11 protein-coding genes and 1 pseudogene are annotated in these 23,937 nt (G+C 57.7%); 7 read left to right on the top strand and 5 right to left on the bottom strand.

The window, feature by feature from the left end; genetic code table 11:
- The first annotated feature begins 3 nt into the window (after positions 1-3).
- The 5 genes and pseudogenes from ACZ5AL_RS13580 (at position 4) to ACZ5AL_RS13560 (ending at position 13,574) form a co-directional block, all read left to right on the top strand.
- Positions 4-2,682 carry a tetratricopeptide repeat protein gene (locus ACZ5AL_RS13580; protein WP_464511061.1) on the top strand — a complete coding sequence of 893 codons (2,679 nt, stop codon included), beginning with the start codon at positions 4-6 and terminating at the stop codon, positions 2,680-2,682.
- Positions 2,683-3,429: 747 nt separating this feature from the next.
- Positions 3,430-7,479 (top strand): two-component regulator propeller domain-containing protein, encoded by a 4,050-nt coding sequence (locus ACZ5AL_RS13575; RefSeq protein WP_464511059.1) that lies wholly within the window; start codon positions 3,430-3,432, stop codon positions 7,477-7,479.
- A gap of 343 nt (positions 7,480-7,822) precedes the next feature.
- The gene (locus ACZ5AL_RS13570) at positions 7,823-12,676 is read left to right on the top strand and encodes a T9SS type A sorting domain-containing protein (protein WP_464511058.1); all 4,854 of its coding nucleotides are present in this window, start codon (positions 7,823-7,825) and stop codon (positions 12,674-12,676) included.
- A 92-nt stretch (positions 12,677-12,768) separates the two neighbouring features.
- Positions 12,769-13,146, top strand: a pseudogene (locus ACZ5AL_RS13565) (response regulator); the annotation flags it as partial.
- A gap of 35 nt (positions 13,147-13,181) precedes the next feature.
- Positions 13,182-13,574, top strand: coding sequence for a helix-turn-helix domain-containing protein (locus ACZ5AL_RS13560; protein WP_464511056.1), 393 nt, complete (start codon positions 13,182-13,184; stop codon positions 13,572-13,574).
- Between the two features lie 37 nt (positions 13,575-13,611).
- On the opposite strand, the gene pabB is transcribed toward ACZ5AL_RS13560, so the two are convergent.
- Positions 13,612-15,471, bottom strand: a complete 1,860-nt coding sequence (pabB, locus tag ACZ5AL_RS13555) for an aminodeoxychorismate synthase component I (protein WP_464511055.1) — start codon at positions 15,469-15,471, stop codon at positions 13,612-13,614.
- Between the two features lie 139 nt (positions 15,472-15,610).
- Here pabB and ACZ5AL_RS13550 point away from each other — a divergent pair, with 139 nt between their 5' ends.
- Together ACZ5AL_RS13550 and tgt are read left to right on the top strand one after the other, a co-directional pair.
- Positions 15,611-16,978 carry an AI-2E family transporter gene (locus ACZ5AL_RS13550; RefSeq protein ID WP_464511054.1) on the top strand — a complete coding sequence of 456 codons (1,368 nt, stop codon included), beginning with the start codon at positions 15,611-15,613 and terminating at the stop codon, positions 16,976-16,978.
- A gap of 150 nt (positions 16,979-17,128) precedes the next feature.
- Positions 17,129-18,259 carry a tRNA guanosine(34) transglycosylase Tgt gene (tgt, locus tag ACZ5AL_RS13545; RefSeq protein ID WP_464511052.1) on the top strand — a complete coding sequence of 377 codons (1,131 nt, stop codon included), beginning with the start codon at positions 17,129-17,131 and terminating at the stop codon, positions 18,257-18,259.
- A gap of 263 nt (positions 18,260-18,522) precedes the next feature.
- Here tgt and ACZ5AL_RS13540 read toward each other — a convergent pair whose 3' ends face one another.
- From ACZ5AL_RS13540 to ACZ5AL_RS13525, 4 genes are all read right to left on the bottom strand, one after another.
- Positions 18,523-19,272 (bottom strand): LytR/AlgR family response regulator transcription factor, encoded by a 750-nt coding sequence (locus ACZ5AL_RS13540; protein ID WP_464511051.1) that lies wholly within the window; start codon positions 19,270-19,272, stop codon positions 18,523-18,525.
- A gap of 13 nt (positions 19,273-19,285) precedes the next feature.
- Complete coding sequence (locus ACZ5AL_RS13535; RefSeq protein ID WP_464511050.1) at positions 19,286-20,422, bottom strand: sensor histidine kinase; 1,137 nt, start codon at positions 20,420-20,422, stop codon at positions 19,286-19,288.
- Between the two features lie 97 nt (positions 20,423-20,519).
- On the bottom strand, positions 20,520-21,359 hold the full coding sequence (locus ACZ5AL_RS13530; RefSeq protein WP_464511049.1) for a tetratricopeptide repeat protein: 840 nt from the start codon (positions 21,357-21,359) through the stop codon (positions 20,520-20,522).
- A gap of 113 nt (positions 21,360-21,472) precedes the next feature.
- Positions 21,473-23,713 (bottom strand): TonB-dependent receptor, encoded by a 2,241-nt coding sequence (locus ACZ5AL_RS13525; protein WP_464511047.1) that lies wholly within the window; start codon positions 23,711-23,713, stop codon positions 21,473-21,475.
- Positions 23,714-23,937 lie beyond the last annotated feature (224 nt).

Below are 23,937 nucleotides of genomic sequence, written 5' to 3'. Positions count from 1 at the left end.
ACTATGGATGCATCGCGATGGCAAACCATCAAACGCATCTTTGAAGAGGCACAGAATCGAGATCAGTCCGAGTATGATGCGTTTCTTGACGAAGCGTGCGCAGGGGATGCCGAGTTGCGTGCCGAGGTGCAGTCCTTGTTGCAGGCCCACGCCAGCACGGGTCCTCTAGACCGGGTGCTTGACGAAATGCACACCTCGCTGCATCATCTGGAGGCCACTGGCAGCCTCACCGGGCACCGGATCGGTCCGTATGAGATCGTTGACCAACTTGGGCAGGGAGGCATGGGGCGCGTCTTCCGAGCGCGCCGTGCCGATGGCCAATTCGAACAAGAGGTCGCACTGAAGCTTCTCTGGATGGCCTTTCCTTCCGAGGAAGCCCGCGCCCGCTTCTTGGCTGAACGGCAAATCCAGGCCACCCTGACGCATCCACACATTGCTCGTTTACTCGATGGGGGCGTATCGGAAGCGGGGCAGCCCTATTTCGTTATGGAGGTGGTCGAGGGCCAGCCGATCGATGCGTACTGCATGGACCACGACCTCTCGATTCGTGAGCGCATTGCATGCATGCTCGATGTATGCGAGGCCGTACAGTATGCGCATCAACAGCTCATTGTCCATCGCGACCTGAAGCCCTCCAACATTCTGGTGACGGATGCCGGACAGGTGAAGCTACTCGACTTTGGTATCGCCAAGCTGCTCGATCCTGAGCCTATGTTGGGCGATGCCGCCCCCCGCACACGCACTGGCCTGCTGCCCATGACGCCGAGCTATGCGAGTCCGGAGCAGGTGCGGGGCGAAGCGATTACCACGGCCTCCGACATTTATCAGCTGGGGGTAGTGCTGTACGAACTGCTCACCGGATGCCGCCCGTACCAGGTAAAAGACCGTACGCCCAGTGAGGTGGAGCGCATCATTTGTGAGGAGCAGCCCACCCGGCCCAGCACGGCGGTCATGCAAGAAGGGGGACGCGACGTAGCATCGATTGCTCAACGCCGCAAGGTCCTTCGCGGCGATCTAGACACCATCATCATGAAAGCGCTGCGCAAAGAGCCCGATCGCCGCTATGGATCGGTAAAGCAGCTGGCCAACGATCTGCGCAGTACCCTCAACGGACACCCCGTGTCTGCGCATCCAGATACATGGGCGTATCGCACACGCAAGTTTGTGCAGCGGCACCGGTGGGGAGTGGCGGTAGCTGCTCTGGTAATGGTGGCAGTGATCGGCTACGCAGCAACCATCACGTGGCACTCGCAACAAACACAAGCTGCGCTCGACCGCGCCCAGGAGGAGGCCCAGAAGTCGGAGCAGGTTACGGCGTTTCTAGTGGATCTATTTCAGGCCAACGATCCATCGGAGGCAGAGGGAGCCTCAATAACGGCCCGTCAGATTATGGAACGAGGGGTAGAACGCGCCGAGCAACTTGACGAGCAGCCGGCGATCCAAGCCGAGATGTTCGATGTAGTCGGGCAGGTGTATGGGCGACTCGGACAGTACGATGAGGCGCTTGGGGTTCTAGAGCGATCGCTTGATCTGCGCACCACTATTGCTGAGTCTCCCCATGCGGAAACAGCCACCACGAAGCGTCACATTGCTTCGGTGCTGCGCCGATCGGGGGCCTACGAAGAGGCAGAGGGGCTATTTCGCGAGGTGATTAGCGAACAGGTTGCGTTGCATGGCGCCAATCATCCGGAGGTGGCCATCACGCAAAGTTTGCTTGCGGGCGTCCGCATGGTAGAGGGCGACCTGGAGGAGGCCGAGTCCTTGCTTGATGATGCGCTTGCTGTGCAAAACAACCACCCGCAAGCGGATCCGCTTGACCGGGCTGAAACGCTGAACATTATGGGATTGGTGCACCGCGATAACAGCGAATGGCGTGCAGCTGAGTCGGCGCTACGCGAGGCATTGACGATCCGACAAGATGTGCTTGGCGATACAGATCCCCGGGTGGCTATGAGCTTGAACAACCTTGCGATGGTCGTGCGCCAAAAAGGCGATGCAGAAGCCGCTGAGCCGATCTACCGAGAAGCACTTGCCGTAAAGCGCATGCTATACGAAGAGGCGCATCCGAGCACAGCGTCAACGTTGAACGGGCTGGCGCTGGCTTTGCAAGATCAAGGTGCATATGCGGAAGCTGAATCGGTAATGCGTGAGGCGCTGGCGATGCGGGAATCTACACTGGGCGACGACCACCCGCGTGTAGCTATGGTGCGCAATAATCTGGGGAATATCCTTGAGAAGCAGGGGCACCTTGCGCAGGCAGTTACCTACATTAACGACGCACGCCTTCAGTTTCAAGCCACCATGGGCGAGCGCCATCCGCTTGTCGCTACGTCTACCATCGGGTTGGCTCGTATCCGCATGGAGCAGGATCAGTACGACGAGGCCGAGCCGCTCTTGCAGGAGGCCCTTTCCATTCGCGAGGAGGCCTTCCCTGCACATCACCCCGAACGTATTGAAGGCGCTACAATACTGGGCGCGTGTCTTATCGAACTGCGACGCTACAATGAGGCGGAGACGCTGCTTGTAAATGCCTATGAACAGCTTATAGCACACGAGTCGGATACCAGTGAGACGCTTAAAACGCAAACATTGCAGCGGCTTGTCGAATTGTACGACACCTGGGGAAAGCCCGAGCATCGCGCCGCCTATGCGTCTCATCTGGAAGATGTGGATGCACCATAGTACTCTGTCACACGTCAATCTTCGGGTGGGCAACGACCTCGTTTTTATGTTGTCATCTTGAGCGGAGCAACTGCGTCTAGCAGGTGCGGAGTCTGACACGAGCGAAGCGACTGACGAAGGCAGTGAGTAACAATCTCCCTCGAAATGGGCAGGGCTGCTCGATCGATCAGAGCCTGCTGAGCGTCGGGGAGATGGTTCCACCGAATGCCATTCGGCGGCTACATGGGCCTCCTCCGTCGGCCTTCGCTCACCATGACAGGTTTTTGGGAGGGGATTGGGACACAGGGTTTGGCACGGTCTCCGCACACAAACATTCAGCTGTGACAGAGAACTAGCGGCATCAGGATGACGGGCGGACGCAGAGCGTCCATTCGTCCGTCGCGACGCAGAGCATCGCGACGAGGGCCGTACTGAGAAAAACCCACACCCTTGTCATTGCGAGCGCAGCGACGCAATCTCATGCTATCAGGCCGGGTACAGCTGCCTAATCAACGGCATGAGATCGCACCCCAGGAGTACTCGTTCGCTAGCGCTCACAGCGTCGCGTCGGTCGCACGCGTCCTCCTCGCGATGACAATTTTGAACGATACCATTTAGGTGTGATAGCGCAGTAGGACACAATAATAAATGCGGTGAAGCCGAAGTCAATGTAGACAGGCCGCCCAGCGGACATCCATGTCGAACCGATATGCAAACAGGCTCGTTACATATCCAGTATAATTTTTGAGGGATGGATTTTCTTTCGCTGTGCAGCGTGCTTTTCGGTACCTTGTAATCATTCTATGGTTGGTCGGAGGGCCCCCCAGCATTGCAGACGCTGCCCAAAACGCGGCTCCTGCCGAGTGGCAGGCGACTGCATGGACCTCCTCAGAAGGGCTGCCCCAGAACTCGGTGCATGCCCTTGCACAAACCCCCGATCGTTACTTGTGGGTCGGCACGCGCGACGGCCTGGCTCGCTTTGATGGAAACACCTTTACCACCTATCACACGTCACATACCTCGGGGCTGCCCGACAACCACATCACCGACCTGGCTGTTGCCGAAGACGGGACGCTTTGGGTGGGCACCGCAGGAGGGCTGGCACGCTATCGTGACGGTTCTTTTGAATCGCTCAGCGACGCCCATCCCGCTGTAACTGGCTACATCCGTGCCGTTACCGTAGGGCCAAACGGTACCGTATGGGCTGCTCCCGAAGAAGCCGTTGTGCAGTACCAGGCGGGTACTGTAGAGGCGCTGCCTTCCGAGCAGTTCTCCGATCAGCACCCACCAGAAGCGGTGGCCGATATGCAGGCCGATGCCAGCGGCCATCTGTGGATGACGTTTGACGACGCCGTTGCAGTTCATACAGGCAACGACGCTCTCATGTACACAACAACCCACGACGGGCTTCCCGAAAGTCGCATGCGGGCACTCGGCGTTCAGAACACCACTGCTATAGTGGGTACCCAAGCAGGCCATCAGGTGAAACTGGATACCACGGGGATCGTCGCCGTTGACACGCTTCGGCTCAATGAAGGCTCGGCACGCACGTTTCTGTTCAACACCCAGCCGGGCTACACGTGGGTAGCCGATCGCGTAACATTATCAGCCCAACACAATGAGTCAACTGTGTTTGCGCACACCCGCGAGCGCGAACAAGCCCATCGCATTCGCACCCTGTTTGAAGATCACGAAGGCACGGTATGGGTTGGTACGGAAGGAGGCGGACTGATTCGGTTTCACCGACCGCTCTTTTCTACGTATGGCGCCGAGGAGGGCCTCTCGTATGATGTCGCGCTTTCTGTATCCGAAACCCAAGACAGCACGCTTTGGATTGGCACCAACTGTGGTGGACTGAATCGGTGGGACGAGGGCACGATAATGCCTTACGTAGATGACCATGTGCCCGATAATGCCTGCCTGTATTCCGTGCTTGGCGGGCGCGATGGCGCACTCTGGATTGGGCACAGCGCCGTCGTTCGCATAAGCGACGACGAAGCCACTCGGATCGACCTGCCTTACGACCGCACACATCGCATCCATCGCGGGGATGTTGTCAAAGCGCTTTATGAGGACCCCGTGGATCCGGATGTGATGTGGGTGGGCACCATCTACGGACTGTACAGGCTTCGTGGCACTCAGGTCGAAGCGCGGTATACGACGGATGATGGCTTGCCCGCGAACCGCGTGCAGTACATCCACCGCTCCGAGCACACGGGAGCGCTCTGGCTGTCTACCCGCGAGGGACTGGCTCGGTACCATGACGATACGATCACAGCATTCACTCCCGACAACGGCTTCCCCTCCACCAGTCCACGGGCCATCCATGAAGATGCCGACGGCAATCTGTGGATCGGCACCTACGGCGATGGGCTCATCCACCATAACGACGGCACGTTTACACCAATCACCGAAGCCGATGGCCTCTTCGACAGCGTGGTGTCGGCTATTGTGCCCGATGCGCAAGACCGCCTGTGGATGAGCGGCAACCGGGGCATCTACCGAACACGCCTCGACACGCTTCAAGCATTCATAGAAGGCACAACCGACGCCATCCATAGCGTGGGCTATGGCGAAGCGGCAGGGCTGGGCACCGCCGAAACCAGTGGAGGGTTTCAACCGGCCGCCCACACGGATGCTACCGGTCGCATCTGGTTTCCAACGCTGCAGGGGGTGGCTGTCGTTGATCCTGAAGCCAGCTATGCACGGCAAGAGCCGCCGGCCACGCATGTCACTGAAGTGCGCTATCAAAATGAAACATTTCCACTTCCCGATGCCGAAAACACCCTTCCAATGGGACAGCGAAGCTTTGAAATTGGCTACACTGGCATCAACCTAAGTCGGCCCGATGCTGTGCGGTTTCAGTACAAGCTGAACGGATTTGACGCCGACTGGCAATCGGCAGAGGACCGACGCACGGCGTTCTACACTAACATTCCACCGGGCACTTATACATTTCAGGTACGAGCGGCAAACGAAGATGGACAGTGGAGTGCGCCAACCACGCTGACGCTTACCATTCCCTCTCGCTTCTATGAAACATGGGGATTTGCCTTTATTCTGGGGCTTCTTGTGCTAGGGGCTGCCGGAATCGGCTACCACCTTCGTATCCGCACCCTGCAACGGCGCGAGCAGGAGCTCCAACAACGCGTAAGCGAGCAAACCGCTGCTCTGCGCGATGAAAAGCAACGTACGATGGCGGCTCTTGAAACGGTGGCCGAACAAAAGGAATCGATCAGCGCGCTGAATGAGGCGAAGTCCGAGTTCTTTGCCAACGTGAGCCACGAGTTTCGAACGCCTCTTACAGTGGCGCTGGGGCTGCTCGAAGAGTGGATCGAGGCTCCCGAGGGCGACCTCTCTGACGCGGCTCGGGCCGATCTAAAACGCGTGCTGTTGCAAAACCGCCGACTGCTGCGCCTGGTGAATCAGCTGCTCGATATTGCTCGCCTGGAGTCGCATTCGCTTACGCTGCATGTCCAACAGGTGGATCTGCAACCCTTCCTCAAACGAATCGCACGCACCTTCGAGCCGCTGGCCGACCAGCAAGCCCTTTCATTCTCGTATCACGGCTTCGATGATGCATCGCTGCAGGTGCCCGCCGACCCCGAGCATCTGGAGACGGTTATTGTGAACCTGCTTTCCAACGCGTTCAAGTTCACACCCTCGGGCGGATCTATCCGGCTTACGCTAGACGCCACCTCCGAGTGGGCCCTCCTGCGCGTTGCCGATACAGGACCGGGTATTTCAGAGGCCGACCAAGACGCCATTTTTGAACGATTTGCGCAGGCTCACACCGCCGCCTCGGTTACAGGCACGGGCATTGGGTTGGCGCTGGTAAAAGCACTCACCGAGCGCCACGGTGGAGACGTGTCGGTAGAAAGCAGTGAAGGGGACGGCAGTACCTTCACGGTGCGCTGGCCGCGCCATTCCGATGCGTTGCATCACCGCGAGGATGTTGTCTGGGCCGATGGAGACGCGGCTCCCTCGGGATTACTACCGATGGAGTGGGCTACGCCATCGCGCACGGCATCCTCTGCAAACGGAACCGGTACAGACGATGCGCGCCCCACCGTGCTTCTGGTGGATGACAACGCCGACATCCGTGCCTACATGCGCCGACACCTCGCTTCTGATTATCGCGTGATAGAGGCGGAAAACGGAGAAGAGGGATTGGCTCATGCCCGAACGCACACCCCCGACTGCATCGTATCGGATGTCATGATGCCTGTGATGGACGGGGTAGCTATGTTGCAAGCCATTCGAAATGATACGGCCACCGACTTCCTGCCGGTTGTGCTACTGACCGCGCGTGCCGAACTCGACGATAAGATTAGTGGATTGGAGGCCGGTGCCGACGACTACCTCACCAAGCCGTTTCGTCCGCGCGAGTTGCGCACACGTATTCGCACGCTTATCGAACAGCGGATGCGACTGCGCGAGCGGTTTCAGTCCGAGCCGCCTACGCCCCTGACCGACACTACCCCCGACACCCCTCCTCTCTTGGCCGATCTCCGCCAGGCCATTCACGATCGCCTTAGCGATCCGGAGTTCACTGTGCAGGCGCTTGCCGAGGCCGTTGGTATGAGCCGGTCAAAGCTGTACCGCGACATCAAAGACGTAACTGAGCATTCGCCATCTGATCTGATTTGGGAGGTTCGCCTGCAGGAGGCCCACCGATTGCTTGCGAGCGGCAAAGGCAATGTAAGCGAGGTCGCATACGGAGTTGGCTTCAAGAGTGTATCGCACTTCACAAATCGCTTCCGCGAACGGTACGACGAGCCGCCCTCCAAGCTCGCAACGACATCTACAACCACGTAACGTGGTCCAATTTAGGGTGTTGGCTAATTGTCAGCAGTGCGAGGCGGGCACAAAACGATCAGCCACGGTGAGTTCAGGCAGTCCCCCGGCGCTTGGGATGGGTCTATCAGATACATCAGATACAAACATGCATTTGGCGTGCCGGCATTGGAGCTGGGAAAAGGAGCACCTGGGAAAGAAGTAAGGATGCCATATCGAAAAAAGACCCCGAATAGGGTAGTTTCACGTTTGTTGAGACACTCACGCAAACATTTGGGACGCTCACGCAACGCAACGGTCTGCTTTCTTCCGTAGACTGTTGAGCAGATCGTCGTCATTTTGTCTGGATTCCCTTTTGCCTACCATGTTTATTGATACCGATACGAATGATTTCATCCAGAGCCTGAGCATAGCAAAAAGCCTGAGCATAGCAACCTGTCTGCTGGTACTTTTCCTGTTTGCAGGACCTACCCTCCATGCCCAATCTATCATCTACGTAGATGCAGGCGCGACCGGGGCCAACGATGGATCTTCATGGGATGATGCGTACACTAATCTCCGGATAGCGCTTTCAAACGCCTCGGGTACCAACGAAGTCTGGATTGCTGCAGGCGTCTACAAGCCAACATCTGGCTCCGATCAAACAATCAGCTTTGAAATTACAGCCAGTCAAAACGGAATTGAAATCTACGGTGGATTCGATGGCACCGAAACCAGCCGGTCTGAGCGCGACCCGACAACTAACATTACAGTGCTTTCTGGCGACATTAACAACAACGATAACACCGATGAAAACGGCATCACCTGGGACGCCAGTGATATCAATGGTGACAATACACAACACCTAGTCTATTTGGATGGCAGCTCAGGCTCGGGGATTACATCGAGCACTATACTCGATGGAGTGACGATCACGGGAGGGGAAGCAGAGCTCAATATGCAGCCTTCATCCGACGGTGGCGGCGTATTTTGTAACGGGCGCAGCAACTCTACGTGCAGCCCTACGCTCTCCAACATTACCTTTGCGGGGAACTATGCGTGGGGTAAAGGAGGAGCTCTGTTCAACAATGGCATTGATGGAACCAGCAACCCCACTGTAGTTAATGCCGTTTTTACAGGAAACGAAGCCAGCAGAGGAGGAGCTATATACAGTGAAGGGCCAGTCGGCAATGCAAGTCCAACGCTCATCAATGCAGTATTCGTAAACAATGAAGCGTGGCGGGGCGGAGCCATGTACAACGACGGAGGCAGCGGAACGAGCAGTCCCACCCTCATCAATACAACATTCACCGGAAACATCGGAAGAGGATCAGGAGGAGCGCTCTACAACGAAAGCGCAAGCCCGGAGGTACACAACTCTATTTTTTGGGACAACGGCGATGAGATTAATAACAGCAGTTCTACCTCGACAATCAGCTATTCGCTAGTTGAAGGGGGATGCGAAGCTATTTCTGGAACCGACTGTGGCGACGGCACCCTTGATGGTGATCCGCTATTCGCAGACCGTGACAATCCGGCTGGAAGCGATCTCGTTTTTGGCACCCTCAAAGATGGACTGCGTCTGAGCCCATCATCGCCCGCCCTCAATGCCGGTGATAATGAGGCTGTTCCATCAAATGTAGAAACTGACTTGCTTGGGGAGGCACGCATCCAAGACGGTACCGTGAGCATGGGGCCGTATGAGCAAGATGCTGGCGATCAGATCACCTCGATTCACCATGTTGCAGCAAACGCCGACGGTAATGAAGAAGGGGACTCATTCGAAAATGCATTTGTTGATCTGCAAGATGCATTGGCCGTAGCCAGTTCGAATGATATCATTCTTGTTGGAGCAGGTACGTATACCCCAGGTCCAGATGCTGATGATGCGTTTAAGCTCGATGGGACCCAAGATGGCATACGTATCTACGGTGGATGGAGCGGAGGCGAGTCGTTCGATACCATAGAGGCCGTTGAGGCGGCCCTCAACACCCGCGATCCTGGCGCTCACCCAGCCGTACTTGACGGGCAAGGTACCAACTATCACGTACTATATCTCGACGGTGCGACTGAAGGACCTATCACTGATCAGACGATCATCGACGGCTTTACCGTCACCGGAGGGGCCGCTACCGGCAGTGCATCCAACGGACGCGGTGGGGGCATGCTTTGCGAAGGAACGGGCAGCGGCAGTGGATGCAGCCCCTTTCTGGAACGCATAGTATTTACCGAGAACCTGGCGTATGAAGGCGGTGCGCTCTATGCGGACGGCTCAGACGGTGGAGCCAGCAATCCTACACTAATAAACAGCGTATTTGTCAACAATACCGCCGAGACGCCGAATGATGACCCGGCACTGGGCGGCGCGCTTCTATTGAACGGTCGAAACGGCGGCACAAGCAGTCCAACAGTCACCAATACAACTATTGCCGGCAATACGGGCGAGTTTGGCGGAGCCGTGTATCACCGGGCTGGAAGTGGAAGCAGTTCAGCACCGGTATTCACCAACACGATCCTGTATGACAACACCGCCACCGACATGGGCGACCAAGTGCGCAGTTGGGATACAGGAGCCGCTCCCGTATTCTCGAACACGCTGATCGAAAACGGCCCAGATGGAGTCGAAGCAGGAAACGACGCCGAGGCAATCTACAAAGATGAAGACGGTGATGCGGTAGACTTCGAGCAGAGCACAAATCTTGATGCTGCTCCACAGTTTGTAGCGGGGGATAATCCCGCAGGAGACGATGCTGTTTTCTTCACGAAGCAGGACGGATTGCGCCTCCAGCCCGGCTCGCCTGCCCTCAACGCGGGCTCCAACGAGGCAATAGGTGGTGTCGCATTAGATTTGCTGGGCGAAGATCGTATTCAAGATGGCACCGTAAGCCTGGGTGCCTATGAACGGCCTCAAAGTACGTACGACGGTCCCATCTACCATGTGAAGGCTGATGCCATGGGGATTGAGGATGGGTCATCGTTCGATGATGCCTTCACAGATCTACAGGATGCTCTTGCCGTAGCGACCGGAGATGATGTGATCGTCATTGCCGCTGGAGTTTACCGGCCCGTAACACCAGCAAACGTCAACAATGTTACCGATGAAGAGCGAAGCACCGCCTTTACGCTCACAGGGGCTCAAGACGGGCTGCATATATACGGCGGTTGGACAGGCACCGAATCTTTTAGTAGCATTAGCGATGTTGAGAATCAACTCAACACCCGAAACCTCGACCTCACCGATCCCACGACGGGGACGACCCTTTCAGGAGACATTGATCTTAACGACGACCCCTTCGTCGCTACGCAAGCAACATCCCACCTTCAGGGAGATAACAGCTACACAGTGCTGATGCTTGATGGACGTCCTAATGGAGACATCACTGCGGATACGGTGATTGATGGCGTGGCTCTTACCGCTGGTCAAGCCAACGGCGAAGATGATTTAACCCGGGGCGGCGGCGGACTCATTTGCTACGGATCCGAGGAAGGAGCATGTAGTCCGACCCTTCGCAATATCGTGGCTTTTGGCAATCATGCCGATAGCCGGGGCGGCGGCATTGTTACCAGAACCGACGGTGATAACGCTTTTGCTGCCCCCACACTCACAAACGCTGCCTTCATCGGAAACACGGCGACGCATGGAACCGGGGCCGCTGTCCTTGTTGACGGCGGCGACGCCTCGCCTGTAGCCCGCAATGTGTTTTCAGGAGGTAATGTTGGGTTCGATACCTTTTTCATCCGCACCGAAGAAGAAAGCACAGGCACTTTTACGCTGGCTCATGTGACCGTTGCCGAAAATGAACTGGAGTTCAGCTCGCTCTCTGTCTCAGGATTCGAGGGCACAGCCACGATGAATGTGATCAACTCCATCCTCTGGAATAATAAAGGAGACGAGGCAGACGAAGCCGTTTATGAAGAGGTCCGCACGTTTGGGAGCCATTCCACTGTGTTCATTGGGCACACCATCGTGGACGGAGGACCGGAGAATAGCACCTTCGAGAGTGAAGGAGCAATACTCGACGTCGATCCCCAGTTTGTGGATCCACTTGTTGGTGACCTGCGCCTGAGCAGCACCTCACCTGCCATTGCACGCGGCAGCCGTTCCCCATTTGCAGATGACGGCGTCGCAGTAGACCTCACCGCCGATGCGTTAGGGAACAACCGTTTATTTGGGCTTGCCCCCGACCTGGGCGCCCACGAGTATACCGAGGTTGCTACGACCGAATCCAGCATTACGGATGCCATCGATCTGGCAGGGTATATAGATCCAGCAGGCTTTGAAGGACTCGTGCTGCTTCGGAACGCAACCAGTGGCGATTTATCTTTCAACCGAAACGAAACCACACCCGAAAGTACCGATCTACCCGGCAGCGTTGCTCCCTTCACCTGGACGATCGACACTGACTTGACGGGCGAGGACCCAACCTACGATCTTGCACTGGATGCCAGTGATATTCCGGGTATTGATGACTTTGACGCGCTGCGTCTTTATAAATCCGAAGACGATGGTGCTACGTGGAATGAGGTCACTGACCTGGGGGGCACACTGGTTTTAAATGAAGACGAAAACTGGGTTGCGGTGCAAGATCTAACTGGCTTTAGCCAGTTTGCCATCGCGAGCGATGAAGCCGACAATCCGCTTCCCGTAGAGTTATCCCGATTTGAAGCACAACGGGCCGATAGTGATCTCGTGAAGTTACACTGGGAGACCATCTCGGAAACCAACAACGCCGGGTTTGAGATTCAACGCCGCGAGGCTTCCGTAGAGACGTCCCGCCGGGATGTCTCTACCGGGGAATCATGGCAAACGATTGCCAACGTAGACGGGGCGGGCACCACCGACGAGCCGCAGTCCTACCGGTTCGACGACACGGATCTGCCCTATGCGGCCGATAGCCTCACCTACCGTCTCCGCCAGATCGATACCGACGGCACCGAATCGTTCAGCGACGAGGTCGTCGTTGAGCGACAGCCCACCGAGGCGGAGTTGCTGCCTACGTATCCGAACCCCACATCCAGTCAGGCGACGGTGCGGTTTGCAGTGCCAGAGCATCAGCATGTGCGCATCCAGTTGTACGACACGCTGGGCCGCCGCGTACAAACGGTAACCGACCAGGAACTAGGAGGGCGCCACGAGCAGGCCATTGATGTAAGCCGGATGGCGAGTGGTACGTACTTCCTGCGGATGGAAACTGACAACGGACCAGTCGAAACCCAGCGCATAACAGTTGTGCGGTAACCGAGACATCAGTCCAAATACATCACCGCCCGACGATACGCAGGTCGTCGGGCGGTCGCGTGTAGCAAGCAGAAGGTGGATCGGCAGGGCCGGTGCGTTACCGCAACGGCACGTTCGAATCGCTCACCGACGCGCATCCTGCGGTAGCCGACTACATCCGGGCCGTTACCGTGGGCCCGAACAGCACTGTGTGGGCCGCTCCCGAAGAAGCAATTGCCCGCTACCATAACGGCACGATTACGTCTTTAACGCCCGAAAACGGCTTCCCATCAGCCCGTCCACATGCGATCTACGAATCCCCTGACGGCGATCTATGGACTGGTACATACGGCGATGGCCTCACCCACGCCCGTACCCACACACCGGACTGCATCGTATCGGATGTCATGATGCCTGTGATGGACGGGGTAGCTATGTTGCGTGCTATCCGTGAAACGCCGAGTACCGACTTCATTCCTGTTGTGCTATTGACCGCACGCGCATTCGTACACTTATCGAACAGCGGATGCGACTGCGCGAGCGGTTTCAGTCCAAGCCGCCTTCAGCCGCGACTGACCCTGTCACGGATACGCCTGCTCTGCTGGCCGATCTCCGCCAGGCCATTCGCGATCGCCTTAGCGATCCGGAGTTCACTGTGCAGGCGCTTGCCGAGGCCGTTGGTATGAGCCGGTCAAAGCTATACCGCGACATCAAAGACGTAACCGAGCATTCGCCATCTGATCTGATTTGGGAGGTTCGCCTGCAGGAGGCCCACCGATTGCTTGCGAGCGGCGAAGGCAATGTAAGCGAGGTCGCATACGGAGTTGGCTTCAAGAGTGTATCGCACTTCACAAATCGCTTCCGCGAACGGTACGACGAGCCGCCTTCGCAGATCGCTGCATCGTCTGTTCAGGCATAAAGAAAACGTACCGGCTCGGGATGGTTGGTCGCAGCGGTTATGGTGAACGAAAACCGCTGCAGGAGGCCGCGATCGGCTCCGGCTCTACATACACGGCCTCCACCCAGCCGCGCACGGCGTTGCAGCAATAGACGGCATCGGCGGTGCGCAGGTCGTGTAGGGTGAGCGGCTGGATTTCGACATCAGGACGGGTGTCGATGACATGCGCACGGTACACGCCGCCAAGCAGTCCGGCTGTGCAGGGCGACGTGTAGAGCGTGCCGTTGCACTCTACGAACACGTTGCTCCGTGCCCCCTCAGTAACAACGCCCTCGGTGGATAACAGCAGTGCTTCGTCGCAATCGTGGGCCTGCGCAAACGCGGCGGCTTCGTCGTAGGGCGTGCGGGCGGTGGTTTTGTGGTGCAGCCGTACATCGGATGGATCCACAGGCACCGGACTGACAGTAAGTCGCCAGGGGGCGTCGGAGTCCTGTAGCGGACGCGTGGTGGTGTGCCACGTGCCCTTGAAATCCAGAGTGCCCCGTACAATGTGCGGTGTGGGCGGCAACGCGCTGCACGTTGTCTCTATATCCGTTCGAATGGCCGTTCGGTCAAACGGTATGCCGAAGTACTGCGCTGAGGTGGTGAGCCGCTGCAGGTGGCGGTCAAGAAGTGGAATCGACGTGCCGTTCCACCGCATCGTTTCGATGAGTGTGGGCCGAACGAGAGGAGGGGGCCCGTCGGTATCCACCAAGAAACGCGACTTTAGCACACACTCGTCATACTCGGCCTCTGCGTTGGAATCCCATACCAGCCCACCTCCAGTGCCCATCCGAGCCCCTTGGTCGTCGATCTCTACGGTGCGGATGGCGACATTGAAGACGGCTGTGTCGTCGGGGGCCGCATATCCGATGGCGCCGCAGTACACGCCGCGTGGGGCCGGTTCGAGCGCACGGATGATGCGCATGGCACGCAACTTCGGTGCCCCGACGACCGATCCGCATGGAAAGAGCGCCTGGAAGAGTTTGGGAAGCGTGGTGTTGGGCTGCAGAGTGCCTTCGACGGTCGAGGTCATTTGCAACACGGTGGGATGCCGCTCCACCGTAAACAGATCGGGTACGCGCACCGACCCCGGAGTGCAACACACCGACAAGTCGTTGCGCAGCAGATCCACGATCATGAGGTTTTCGGCCTGTGTCTTGGCATCGGCCCGAAGGCGTGCCATGGCGGCTTCATCGGCCTGCGGAGTGGGCGGACGCGCCGCAGTGCCTTTCATGGGGCGCGTCCACAGCCGGTCGCCACTCCGGCGAATAAATAGTTCGGGGGAGGCCGAGAGGATCGTACGCGTGCCGGTGTGCAGGTAGGCCCCATACGGTACGGGCTGCTGCCGACGCATGTGGGCGTAGAGGGCGAGCGGATCGGACGCTCCTGTGAGGGCCACCGGACCGGTAAGGTTGATCTGATACACATCGCCCTCGCGGATGTGCTGCTTGACGGTTTCGAAGGCTTCGCGGTAAGCGGGTTCTTCCCATTGGAACGTAGCGGATTCTGGGGACTGTGGAGGCACCTGTTCCCAGAGGGCATCGGTTTCTTCGGGCGAAAGCGTTTGAGGCGCGTCGTATACCCCCAGCCAAAGGAGCGGGCCGGCCCGATCGGGTAGGAGCGTGTGAAGCGAGGGGTGGAGGGCGTATCCCGCTTCATAGGTCACGTACCCTGCAACGTGGTATCCTGCATCGAGGGCATCTTGACTGTCTTGCAGTGCCGGCAGAACCTCGGCTCCGGTTGCAGCACACAGCACGCGCTCGGGGTCCGCAAAGTAGCGGGTGGTGGTGTTCTCACTATCACGGCGGGCCGTGTCGAGGAAGACGGTACCCGGACGCTGCAACGCAGCTGCCGAACGGAGCACGGGGGAGGCCATGGCGTAAGACGAAGGCGGGCCTATGAAAAAAGAGCAGCGGCACATCTGCATGCGTGCCGCATCGTATGTACTACACCGGCGGCTTGATGCTCCGCTGTGGCCGCTCGCTTTGTACGTTTTTATTTGATGGCTGTCGACCATGGCCTCTGCCAATCCTTCCGATTCGGATGCTCCCTCTTCGCCATCGTCTTCGGTGGGTGCTGAATCAACGCCTGCTCGTGCTGCTCCCGATGACGCTACCTCAAACGACGAGGACAGGTGGTGGCAAGCGATTCATCCGCAAGAAACAGTGCTGTTGGTAGGCGGCCTGGTGATGTTGCTGGTGATGCTCTACGAAATGGAGTTTCCGCGCTCGGGCTCGTTCCTGAGTCCGCCCCTCGTGGCGCTAGCCGGGGGATTACTGCTCTGGCCCGTGCGGCATCGGTCGACGGCGCGTGCCCTACTGTTTGCCGGCGGACTGCTGTTGGTGCTCTGGGCGATGAGTCGCGCAAGCAACATTCTGATTCCGTTTGTGGCGGTGTATCTGCTGGCCTATTTGCTACATCCGGTGGTTACACGGCTTGATCGGCGATATGGCGTGCCGCGCAGCGTCTCTTCTATGGCCGTAACCACAGTCGTTGTGGGCGTGTTTGTCGCGCTGATCCTGATTATTGCGCCCACGATCGTGGATGAGATCGATCGTCTGTCGCGGCAATCGTTGAATGCGTTGGAGGCGCTGCGCAGCTGGCTGGCCACCTCACCGCTTGTGGCTGAGCTTGAGGAGGCCGGGCTCCTGGATCGTCAGGTGCTCATTCGAGAGCTAACGGATTTTGTGCAGCAACAAGCACGCCGGCTGCCCAGCGCTGCTGAAGAAGTGTTGGCCTCGCTCGGGTCAGTCATTGCCCTGGTAACCATTCTGGCCCTGGTGCCGGTCATTCTGTATTACACGCTAAAGGACTATCCGGCCATTCGCGATGGGCTCATTGAACTGTTTCCCACCGCGAACGGACGCCGCGACTACATCGTGGAGGCCGGGGGCATTGTGGGCAATTACTTGCGTGGGCAACTCATCATCAGCCTCATCGCAGCGGTGAATGTTACGGTGGGGCTGGCGCTTTTTGGGGTGCCGTTTTCGCTCCTTATCGGACTGCTCGCGGGCGTGCTAAACTTCGTACCGCGGATAGGGGCCATCGTAAGCATGGTGCTAGGTGGCATCATTGCGCTCGTGTTTGGCGGATGGATGGATGCGCTGATTGTGCTCATCGTCATCTTGGCGCAGCAGCTCTTAGAGCAGTCGTTCCTCACGCCCAAAATCTTGAGCTATCAGATGGGGCTGCACCCGGTGCTCATTGTCTTTGCCCTGCTGGCCTTTGGGACGTTCATGGGCGTGTTTGGCCTGCTCATCGCCGTCCCTGCAACGGCTATCATCGTCGCCATCTACCGGGCCTGTCGCGAGGAGTTTACGGTGGAGCTCAACGAGTACGGCTCCATGCGCGACAGCATAACAGGCGAGGAGTCTGCTTCGTAGTGTGGTATGACCTCTCTGCTTGCGTCGAGTCCGCTCTCCTGCTGAACCGCTACCCAGCGCTAGGGCCTGTTTAGCCATGCCCGCGCGGAATCTTTAGCAAGGCCATCCGTATGCAGCACGCTCATTGTCTTCATCCCTGCCCTGAGTTTTATGGATTTCAAGCTGGTCCACACCGACACTCACACCGACGCCCGTGCGGGCGACCTTCAAACCGATCATGGATCCGTACGCACCCCGGCGTTCATGCCTGTGGGCACACTGGGTAGCGTCAAGGGCGTGCCCCCCACCGCCCTGCGCGAAGATATTCGGGCCGACATCATTTTGGGCAATACCTATCACCTGTACCTGCGCCCAGGTACCGAAGTGATTGCCGATGCGGGGGGTTTGCAGCAATTTACCCAATGGAAGGGACCCATCCTTACCGATTCAGGCGGATTCCAGGTGTTTTCCCTGGCCGATCGGTGTACCCTCTCAGAGGAAGGAGCCGAGTTCCAGAGCCACATCGACGGCTCCACGCATCTGTTTACCCCCGAGTCGGTCGTGGATACGCAACGCGCCCTGGGCTCCGACATCATGATGGTGCTCGACGAGTGCCCGGCTGCCGACGTAACGAAAGCCTATGCACGCGAGTCAAACGAACTGACGCTGCGCTGGGCCGAGCGGGCTCGCCTGCACTACGATAAGACTACATCGCCCCACGGACACGATCAGGCGCTGTTTGGCATTGTGCAGGGGGTTACGTATCCGGAGGTGCGGCGCGAGTCGGCCCGTGCGCTGGTAGACCTCGACTTTCCGGGCTATGCCATCGGCGGCCTTTCGGTGGGCGAGTCGCACGAAGATATGTACGACATGGTGGAGGTGGTTACGCCGCTCTTGCCCACCAGCAAACCGCGCTATCTGATGGGGGTAGGCACGCCTGCGAATCTTCTTGAAAACATTGCACGCGGCGTGGATATGTTCGACTGCGTGATGCCCACGCGCAATGGGCGCAACGGCACGCTGTTTACGACGCAGGGGCGCATCAACATCAAAAATGCGCAATGGACCAACGACCACTCGCCCATCGATCCGGGGCTAGAGGCGCATGTATCCCAAACGTTTACGAAGGCGTACTTGCGCCACCTGCAGAAGTCGAATGAGATTCTCGGGTTGCAGATTGCCTCGCAGCAGAACCTGGCGTTCTACTGCTGGCTGATGCGCGAAGCACGCAAGGCCATTCTAGAAAACCGATTCCGTTCGTGGAAAGACGCGATTTTACCGCAGATTACGCAGCGGTTGTAGTGCTTTGTCACAGGTCAATGTTAGAGTCGTTTGAGAGTAGAGAATCTCTCCCCCTAAATCCTTCTCCGAGCTACGGCTTATACACAACACAACCGGAGGCGAGTCCCCGCGTGTCCTCGTCGCGATGTACAACGGGCATGACCTTCGGCCCCTCTGCGTCGCGACGGACGAATGGACGCTCTGCGTCCGATGTAACGGCCCGTCGGTCGCAGATTCCCGTTGAGTGATGACGCCGCCTAAAGACATTTCTGATAGGTCAGTTATCACGCGATAAGGCCCCGAATCTCATCGGCATACGACCGACTCACGCGCACACGCTCGTTGTTGCACAGTCGAATCCAGTAGCCGCCTGACCCATCGCTTACCAGATGCTTGATAGCCGGAAGCGCCACGATGGTTGATCGATGCACACGCAGAAAGCGCGCTGTGTCGAGACGGCTCTCAAGCGCCCCGATGCCTGCGCTTGAGAGATAGGTATCTTCTTCAGTGTGTAGCTTAGCATAGTCGCCTGCTGCTGCAATGTAAATGACGTCTTCAAGGTCAACGGGGATGATTTTTTTGCCATGGCGCACATACAGCCGTTGGGGGGCGTCGTTGGCCTTGGTTGACTTGAGTAGTGTGTTAAGCTGTTCCGCATAGTCGTCGGTTGGTTGGTCTTGCTGCGCACGCTGAAGGACCCGGCCAACGGCTTTGCGAAAGCGCGCTCGTGAGTAGGGCTTAAGCAGGTAATCTATAGCCCCCGCATCGAACGCCTGAATGGCATACTCGTCGTAGGCCGTCGAGAAAATGAGGGACGGAAGCACATCCAGGCGAGCCAGCACGTCAAAGCCATCAAGGCCTGGCATCTGGATATCCAGAAAGACAAGGTCGGGAAGCTCTTCATTGATCCGATCCACAGCCTCGCGGCCGGTACCAGCATCTCCGATAATATCGATCTCGGGATATTCCTCTGTCAGGTACTCGCGGACCATATTACGAGCGGGCGGCTCGTCGTCAACAATGAGAGCGTGCATAGCAACAATTGCTTTAATCAGTAGGTGCCGACTTGGGGACGGAAAAGCTGATGCTAAATCCGCCGTTCTGAAGGGGTTCTGTGTGCAAGGCCGCTTCTGGGCCGTAGGCATGAACCAGACGTTCGTTTGTATTGGGTAGGCCGGTCCCCTTGCTGGTTTCCACCGGATTGTCGGTATCGGATCCTGCACCGGTGTCATCTACCGTTACGTGGAGCCATCCATTGTCGGATGTGACGTGAAGCGTGACCGTTCCGCCTTCTTCTTGGGGGGCAATGCCATGCTTGATCGCATTTTCGACGAGCGGCTGCAGCGTCATCGGGGGGATGGGCGTGTTCAACTCGGCGTCGTTGATTGCAATATCATAGCGCGTTTGGAGCCGATCAGAGAAGCGATGCCTTTCGAGGTTAAGGTACGTCTGTGCAAACGTAATCTCGTCGCGAAGCGGCACCAGATCGTGGTCGGATGCGTCAAGCACGTAGCGCAACATCTGAGATAGCCCTGCAATCATCTCGCGGGCACGGTCTGGATATTGCTTCAGGGTGGAGCTAATCGAGTTTAGCGTGTTGAACAGAAAGTGTGGGTTGATTTGCGCTTTGAGCGCGGCGAGTTCCTGTTCTCGAGCGCGTGCCCACCCTTGCATCGCTTGCCATTCGCGCCACCGTTTTCGCTGCCGGGTGCGCACTAAGTGATAGATTGCGAACTGCACCGCATAAATTGTGAGATGCGTGACGGCGATGAATATATACTCTTCAGTAAGTTCTTCACGAAGACCGACTTCAAATACCGTATCAGAAATTATAAAATAGCTTTCCAGGCTTCCCCACGCGTAGGCAGGAGCCAGAACCAGATGCACCCCCAGCACCCATCCCCAGGCCCAGCTATCCATCTTACGCACGGTGAGCCACCAAATGGGGATGCTGTAGAGCGCCAAAATAGCGGTGCTTACAACCTGACCCACTAAGAGTGAGGCAAAGGGCGTTTGCTCGGCTGCAGAAATTACAGCTGTATAGAAAAGCGCGTAAAGGCCCCAAAGGGTACCTGCTATTAGCACGCCCCGCCACGTGATGCGTGGTGGAGGCGCTTTGCCAGTGTGGGGCAACGACGCATCGTTGTCGGAAAAGCGTGCAATCTGGTCAGCAATTGCAGGCATGGTAAGCGGGTAGGATTACGAAGCGAAATCAGGGCTCTGGGATCCGTGCGTACTCTTTTGTTTGGATGGATGTCCATGGAGGCGCAGCGGGAGCGCGTTACGAATCCGCGTCAGCACGGGTCATTTCGGGAAGCAACTCGTACTTGACCCATCCGTAGTCCGGGTTGATCTCTAGGGCGCGCTTAAAAGCTGTTCGGGCGGCAGCATGCCGTTCTTCTTCAGCATGTGCAATGCCGATCCAGGCATACGCCTCCTCGTGTCCCCACTGAGGCTGGAGCGGATCGCCGTTTTCTTTGTCTTCAAACAGCTTGGCGGCTTTCTTGAACCCTTCTAGCGCGTTGTCTTTATCGCCGCCGAACGCACTGGGCGTGTGGAAATCAGACTGGGCCTTGAGGAGCACGACGCGGGGGTTGTTGGGCTCCAATTCGAGCGCCTGCTCCATAAGGGTGCCGGAGGCACGCCCAAGCGTAACAGCACGCCATGGACGGTGGCTGATCTTAAGTCCGTAGACGCTCGACTGAAGCGCATAGGCATCGGCAAACTGAGCGTCGAGGTGGATCGCCGTCTCCAAGTGATGGTCTGCGGCATCCAGATAAGTACTGATAGGGATGTCGTCGGCCTCCATAAAAATCGAGGCGAGCCTATAATTGGCAAGTCCGGCATAGTAATGAGCAAGCGCCGCATAGGTATCATCCGCCGTGGCCCGTTCGAACTGCGCGCGGGCGCGCTCCATCATGCCTCGGTCGGCAGTGTTAACGCCTTCCTGAAGCAACGATCGCGCTTCGATAATAAGGGAATCAGTTGGCGTTGCAGTAGCCTTCGCATCCGGACTCTTGTGATCTGGGCTTACGTTCGAGGCCTCGTTGCTGAGTGGTAGAGACACGCCAAGCAGTAGCAAAGAAATAAGCAGGTATCCTGTTGACACGTATCGCATCATAATTTTCCGGCTGGTTTTGAGTGCTCGACAGGGGATTCTCATCATGACGAAAGCGGGTATGCGTTCGCAGAAGGTCGACGAGTCGTGTGTCGCATCGGTAAGACGCACGATCGCTACAGCGTGAAAGACACTCCCACGTAGATCGACCGCCGAAAATTGGTGGTGCGTTCGGTTCGCATGGAGTAGTCGCGGTTATATTTGACACCGGTTACATTGGCCCGATCGAGGGCGTTGTCGATGGAAACGTAAAAGACGGCGTTTCGCTCGTCGCCAAATGGCCAATGGTAACTAACCGAAAGGTCAAGGGTGTGGAACGGAGATAACTGCTCGGATCCAACCGGTCCTTCAACGGGCAAATAGAAGGCCCCGTCGTGCTGCGGAACCGCGTTGGTCACCGGTGTGTGGGGGCGTCCAGACGCGAGAGTCCACGTCACGCCCGCGCGCAGTTGATCGACAAGGCGCACTTTGCCAACGACCTCCAGATTGTGTGTGATGTCGAACGGAGAAGGCCCCTCTTCGAACGCGACATCCGTTCCTTTGCGGCGCACCTGTGTGCGTCTCGATTCAAGCAGGCTATAGCTAAGCCATCCGTTGAGGCGCGTCTCCAGAAACCCACCGTACTTGGCAAAAAGATCGATGCCACGCGCATACCCTGTCCCGTTGTTCGCATAGCGCCGCTCGCCGTCCGTTACGGTTAGGCTGCGGTACGGCTTCCAGTAGCCTTCCATGCGAAGTTGCCACAGGTCGCGCTCGTGATGTAGACCGGCAATCCAATGACGCGCTTGCTGGGCTCGTTGGACGGGCGCATCGGGAAGCGCATCGGGAAGCGCATCGTAAACGCCTGGATCTGGAAACTGATGGTAGATGCCCCAAGCCAGACGAGCGCTTGTGTTTTCGGTAAGAGCATATTGCAGCGAGAGGCGGGGATCGGCGACGAGTTGGTGAGTCGGCGACTGTGCATCGGCGCGAATACCGGCTGTAAGCGTGAGGTCTGAGACGGGGCGGACCTCCAGTTCGGCGTAAGTGCCCCCGCGTGTTGCATGCTCCGTGTCCTCGATCACTTGTTCGTCTGCATTGGGATCGAGCACGGGGGTGTGTTGGGGAACCGTTCCTTCGAACCCCCGGCTTTGACGCTCTATAATAGCTCCTGTAAGCACCCGGACATTTTGTGAAAGGTCGTGCTCAACATCCGAGCGCAAGGCAGCGATCTGGGTTGTCGGGCGTAGATCCATCGAACCGAGCGAGCGGCGCGCGCTGTGGCGACTAACCGCAAGGCTGGTCTGAACCACACCGCTGTCGTAGACCTGTGTCCACTGTAGGTTGTGGAAGTGGGTTGTGGCCCGTCCGCGATAGGTGCCCGTAAACGACGGCTCGTCAACCTCAACGCCAAGGCGGTGCGTGTCGATATGGTTGAAGAACTTCAGTTGCCCGGCGTCACTGTAGTCCCAAATAAGACTTAGGTTGTCATTGGTGCCCTGCGGCGTAATCGTAAAGTCATCCTGATGGCCGTTCACCCGAAAAAGCAGCCCTGTAAACGACCGGTTGCCGGAGGCGCGAAGCCCCAGTGTGCCATCAATAAGTGGCACGTCAAGACGAAGCGAGGCTGCAGCCAGCCCCAGATTCACGTACTGCTGATGCCGCTCTGGACGCGAAGGCGTCTCCATGGCCAGTACTGCTGACAGGGCATTTCCGTACCGTGCCGAGAAACCGCCGGTTGAGAACTCGGTGCCTTCAGTCAGGAAGGGCGGAATGGTACCGAATGCACCGCCTGTGGGCGACTCAAAACGGTAGGGATGATGCACCGTTGCTCGGTCGAGAAGGACGGCGGTCTCGCTCACATCGCCGCCGCGAACAAAAAGGCCCGCGCCGTCATCGACACGTGCTGTGCCGGGGAGTGTCTGGAATGCCCGGAAAATATCGGCTGCCGCACCGGGCGTGGTAACGATGTCGAGTGGTTGCAAGGTGGCATTTTCAGCCACACCGGTTGTGAAGCTACGCCCGGTAACAACGGCTTCTGCCAACTCGACCTCGTTGGGATGAAGCACAAGCTCGATGGTCGTTGTCTCACCATGGGAAAGGGAGACGGTACGCTCGGCCGTCGCGTACCCCACCATCGTGGCTTGAATAGATTGCTCGCCCGTCTGTGTTGTAGTGAAGTGAAAGGAGCCCTCCTCATTGGATGCCGCCCCAACGGTAGATCCTTCTATGTACACGTTGACGTACGGCAAGGGATCGCCACTGGGCGTAAGAACCGTTCCTGTTACAACAGCGGGTGGCTCTTCCTGGCCGTACAAAAGTTGGGGCGCTCCCATGAATAGAAGCACAACGGCAATCGCCCAAACACGATATTTCATAGTTGAGACCTGGTTGCTGTGAGATTCTATGCACCGGTCTCTATTGCATGAGCAGGCAACCGTTTGAGAGGGTTCGACGAGTCACGGACAGAGACGGTGAACCACAGAAGATGCTCTACTACAGGTCCAATGGGCCTTCGATATGTAGGTGTTTAGCAATTTGCCACAGATCGCCCGGGAACGCAAGCGGTCCCCGGCTGTGGGCTTCCTTAGCCCGGGATCAG

It is taken from the genome of Natronotalea proteinilytica, from assembly GCF_055379935.1.
The sequence above is the reverse complement of the archived record's forward strand: the minus strand, read 5'-3'. Positions and strand labels throughout refer to the sequence as shown.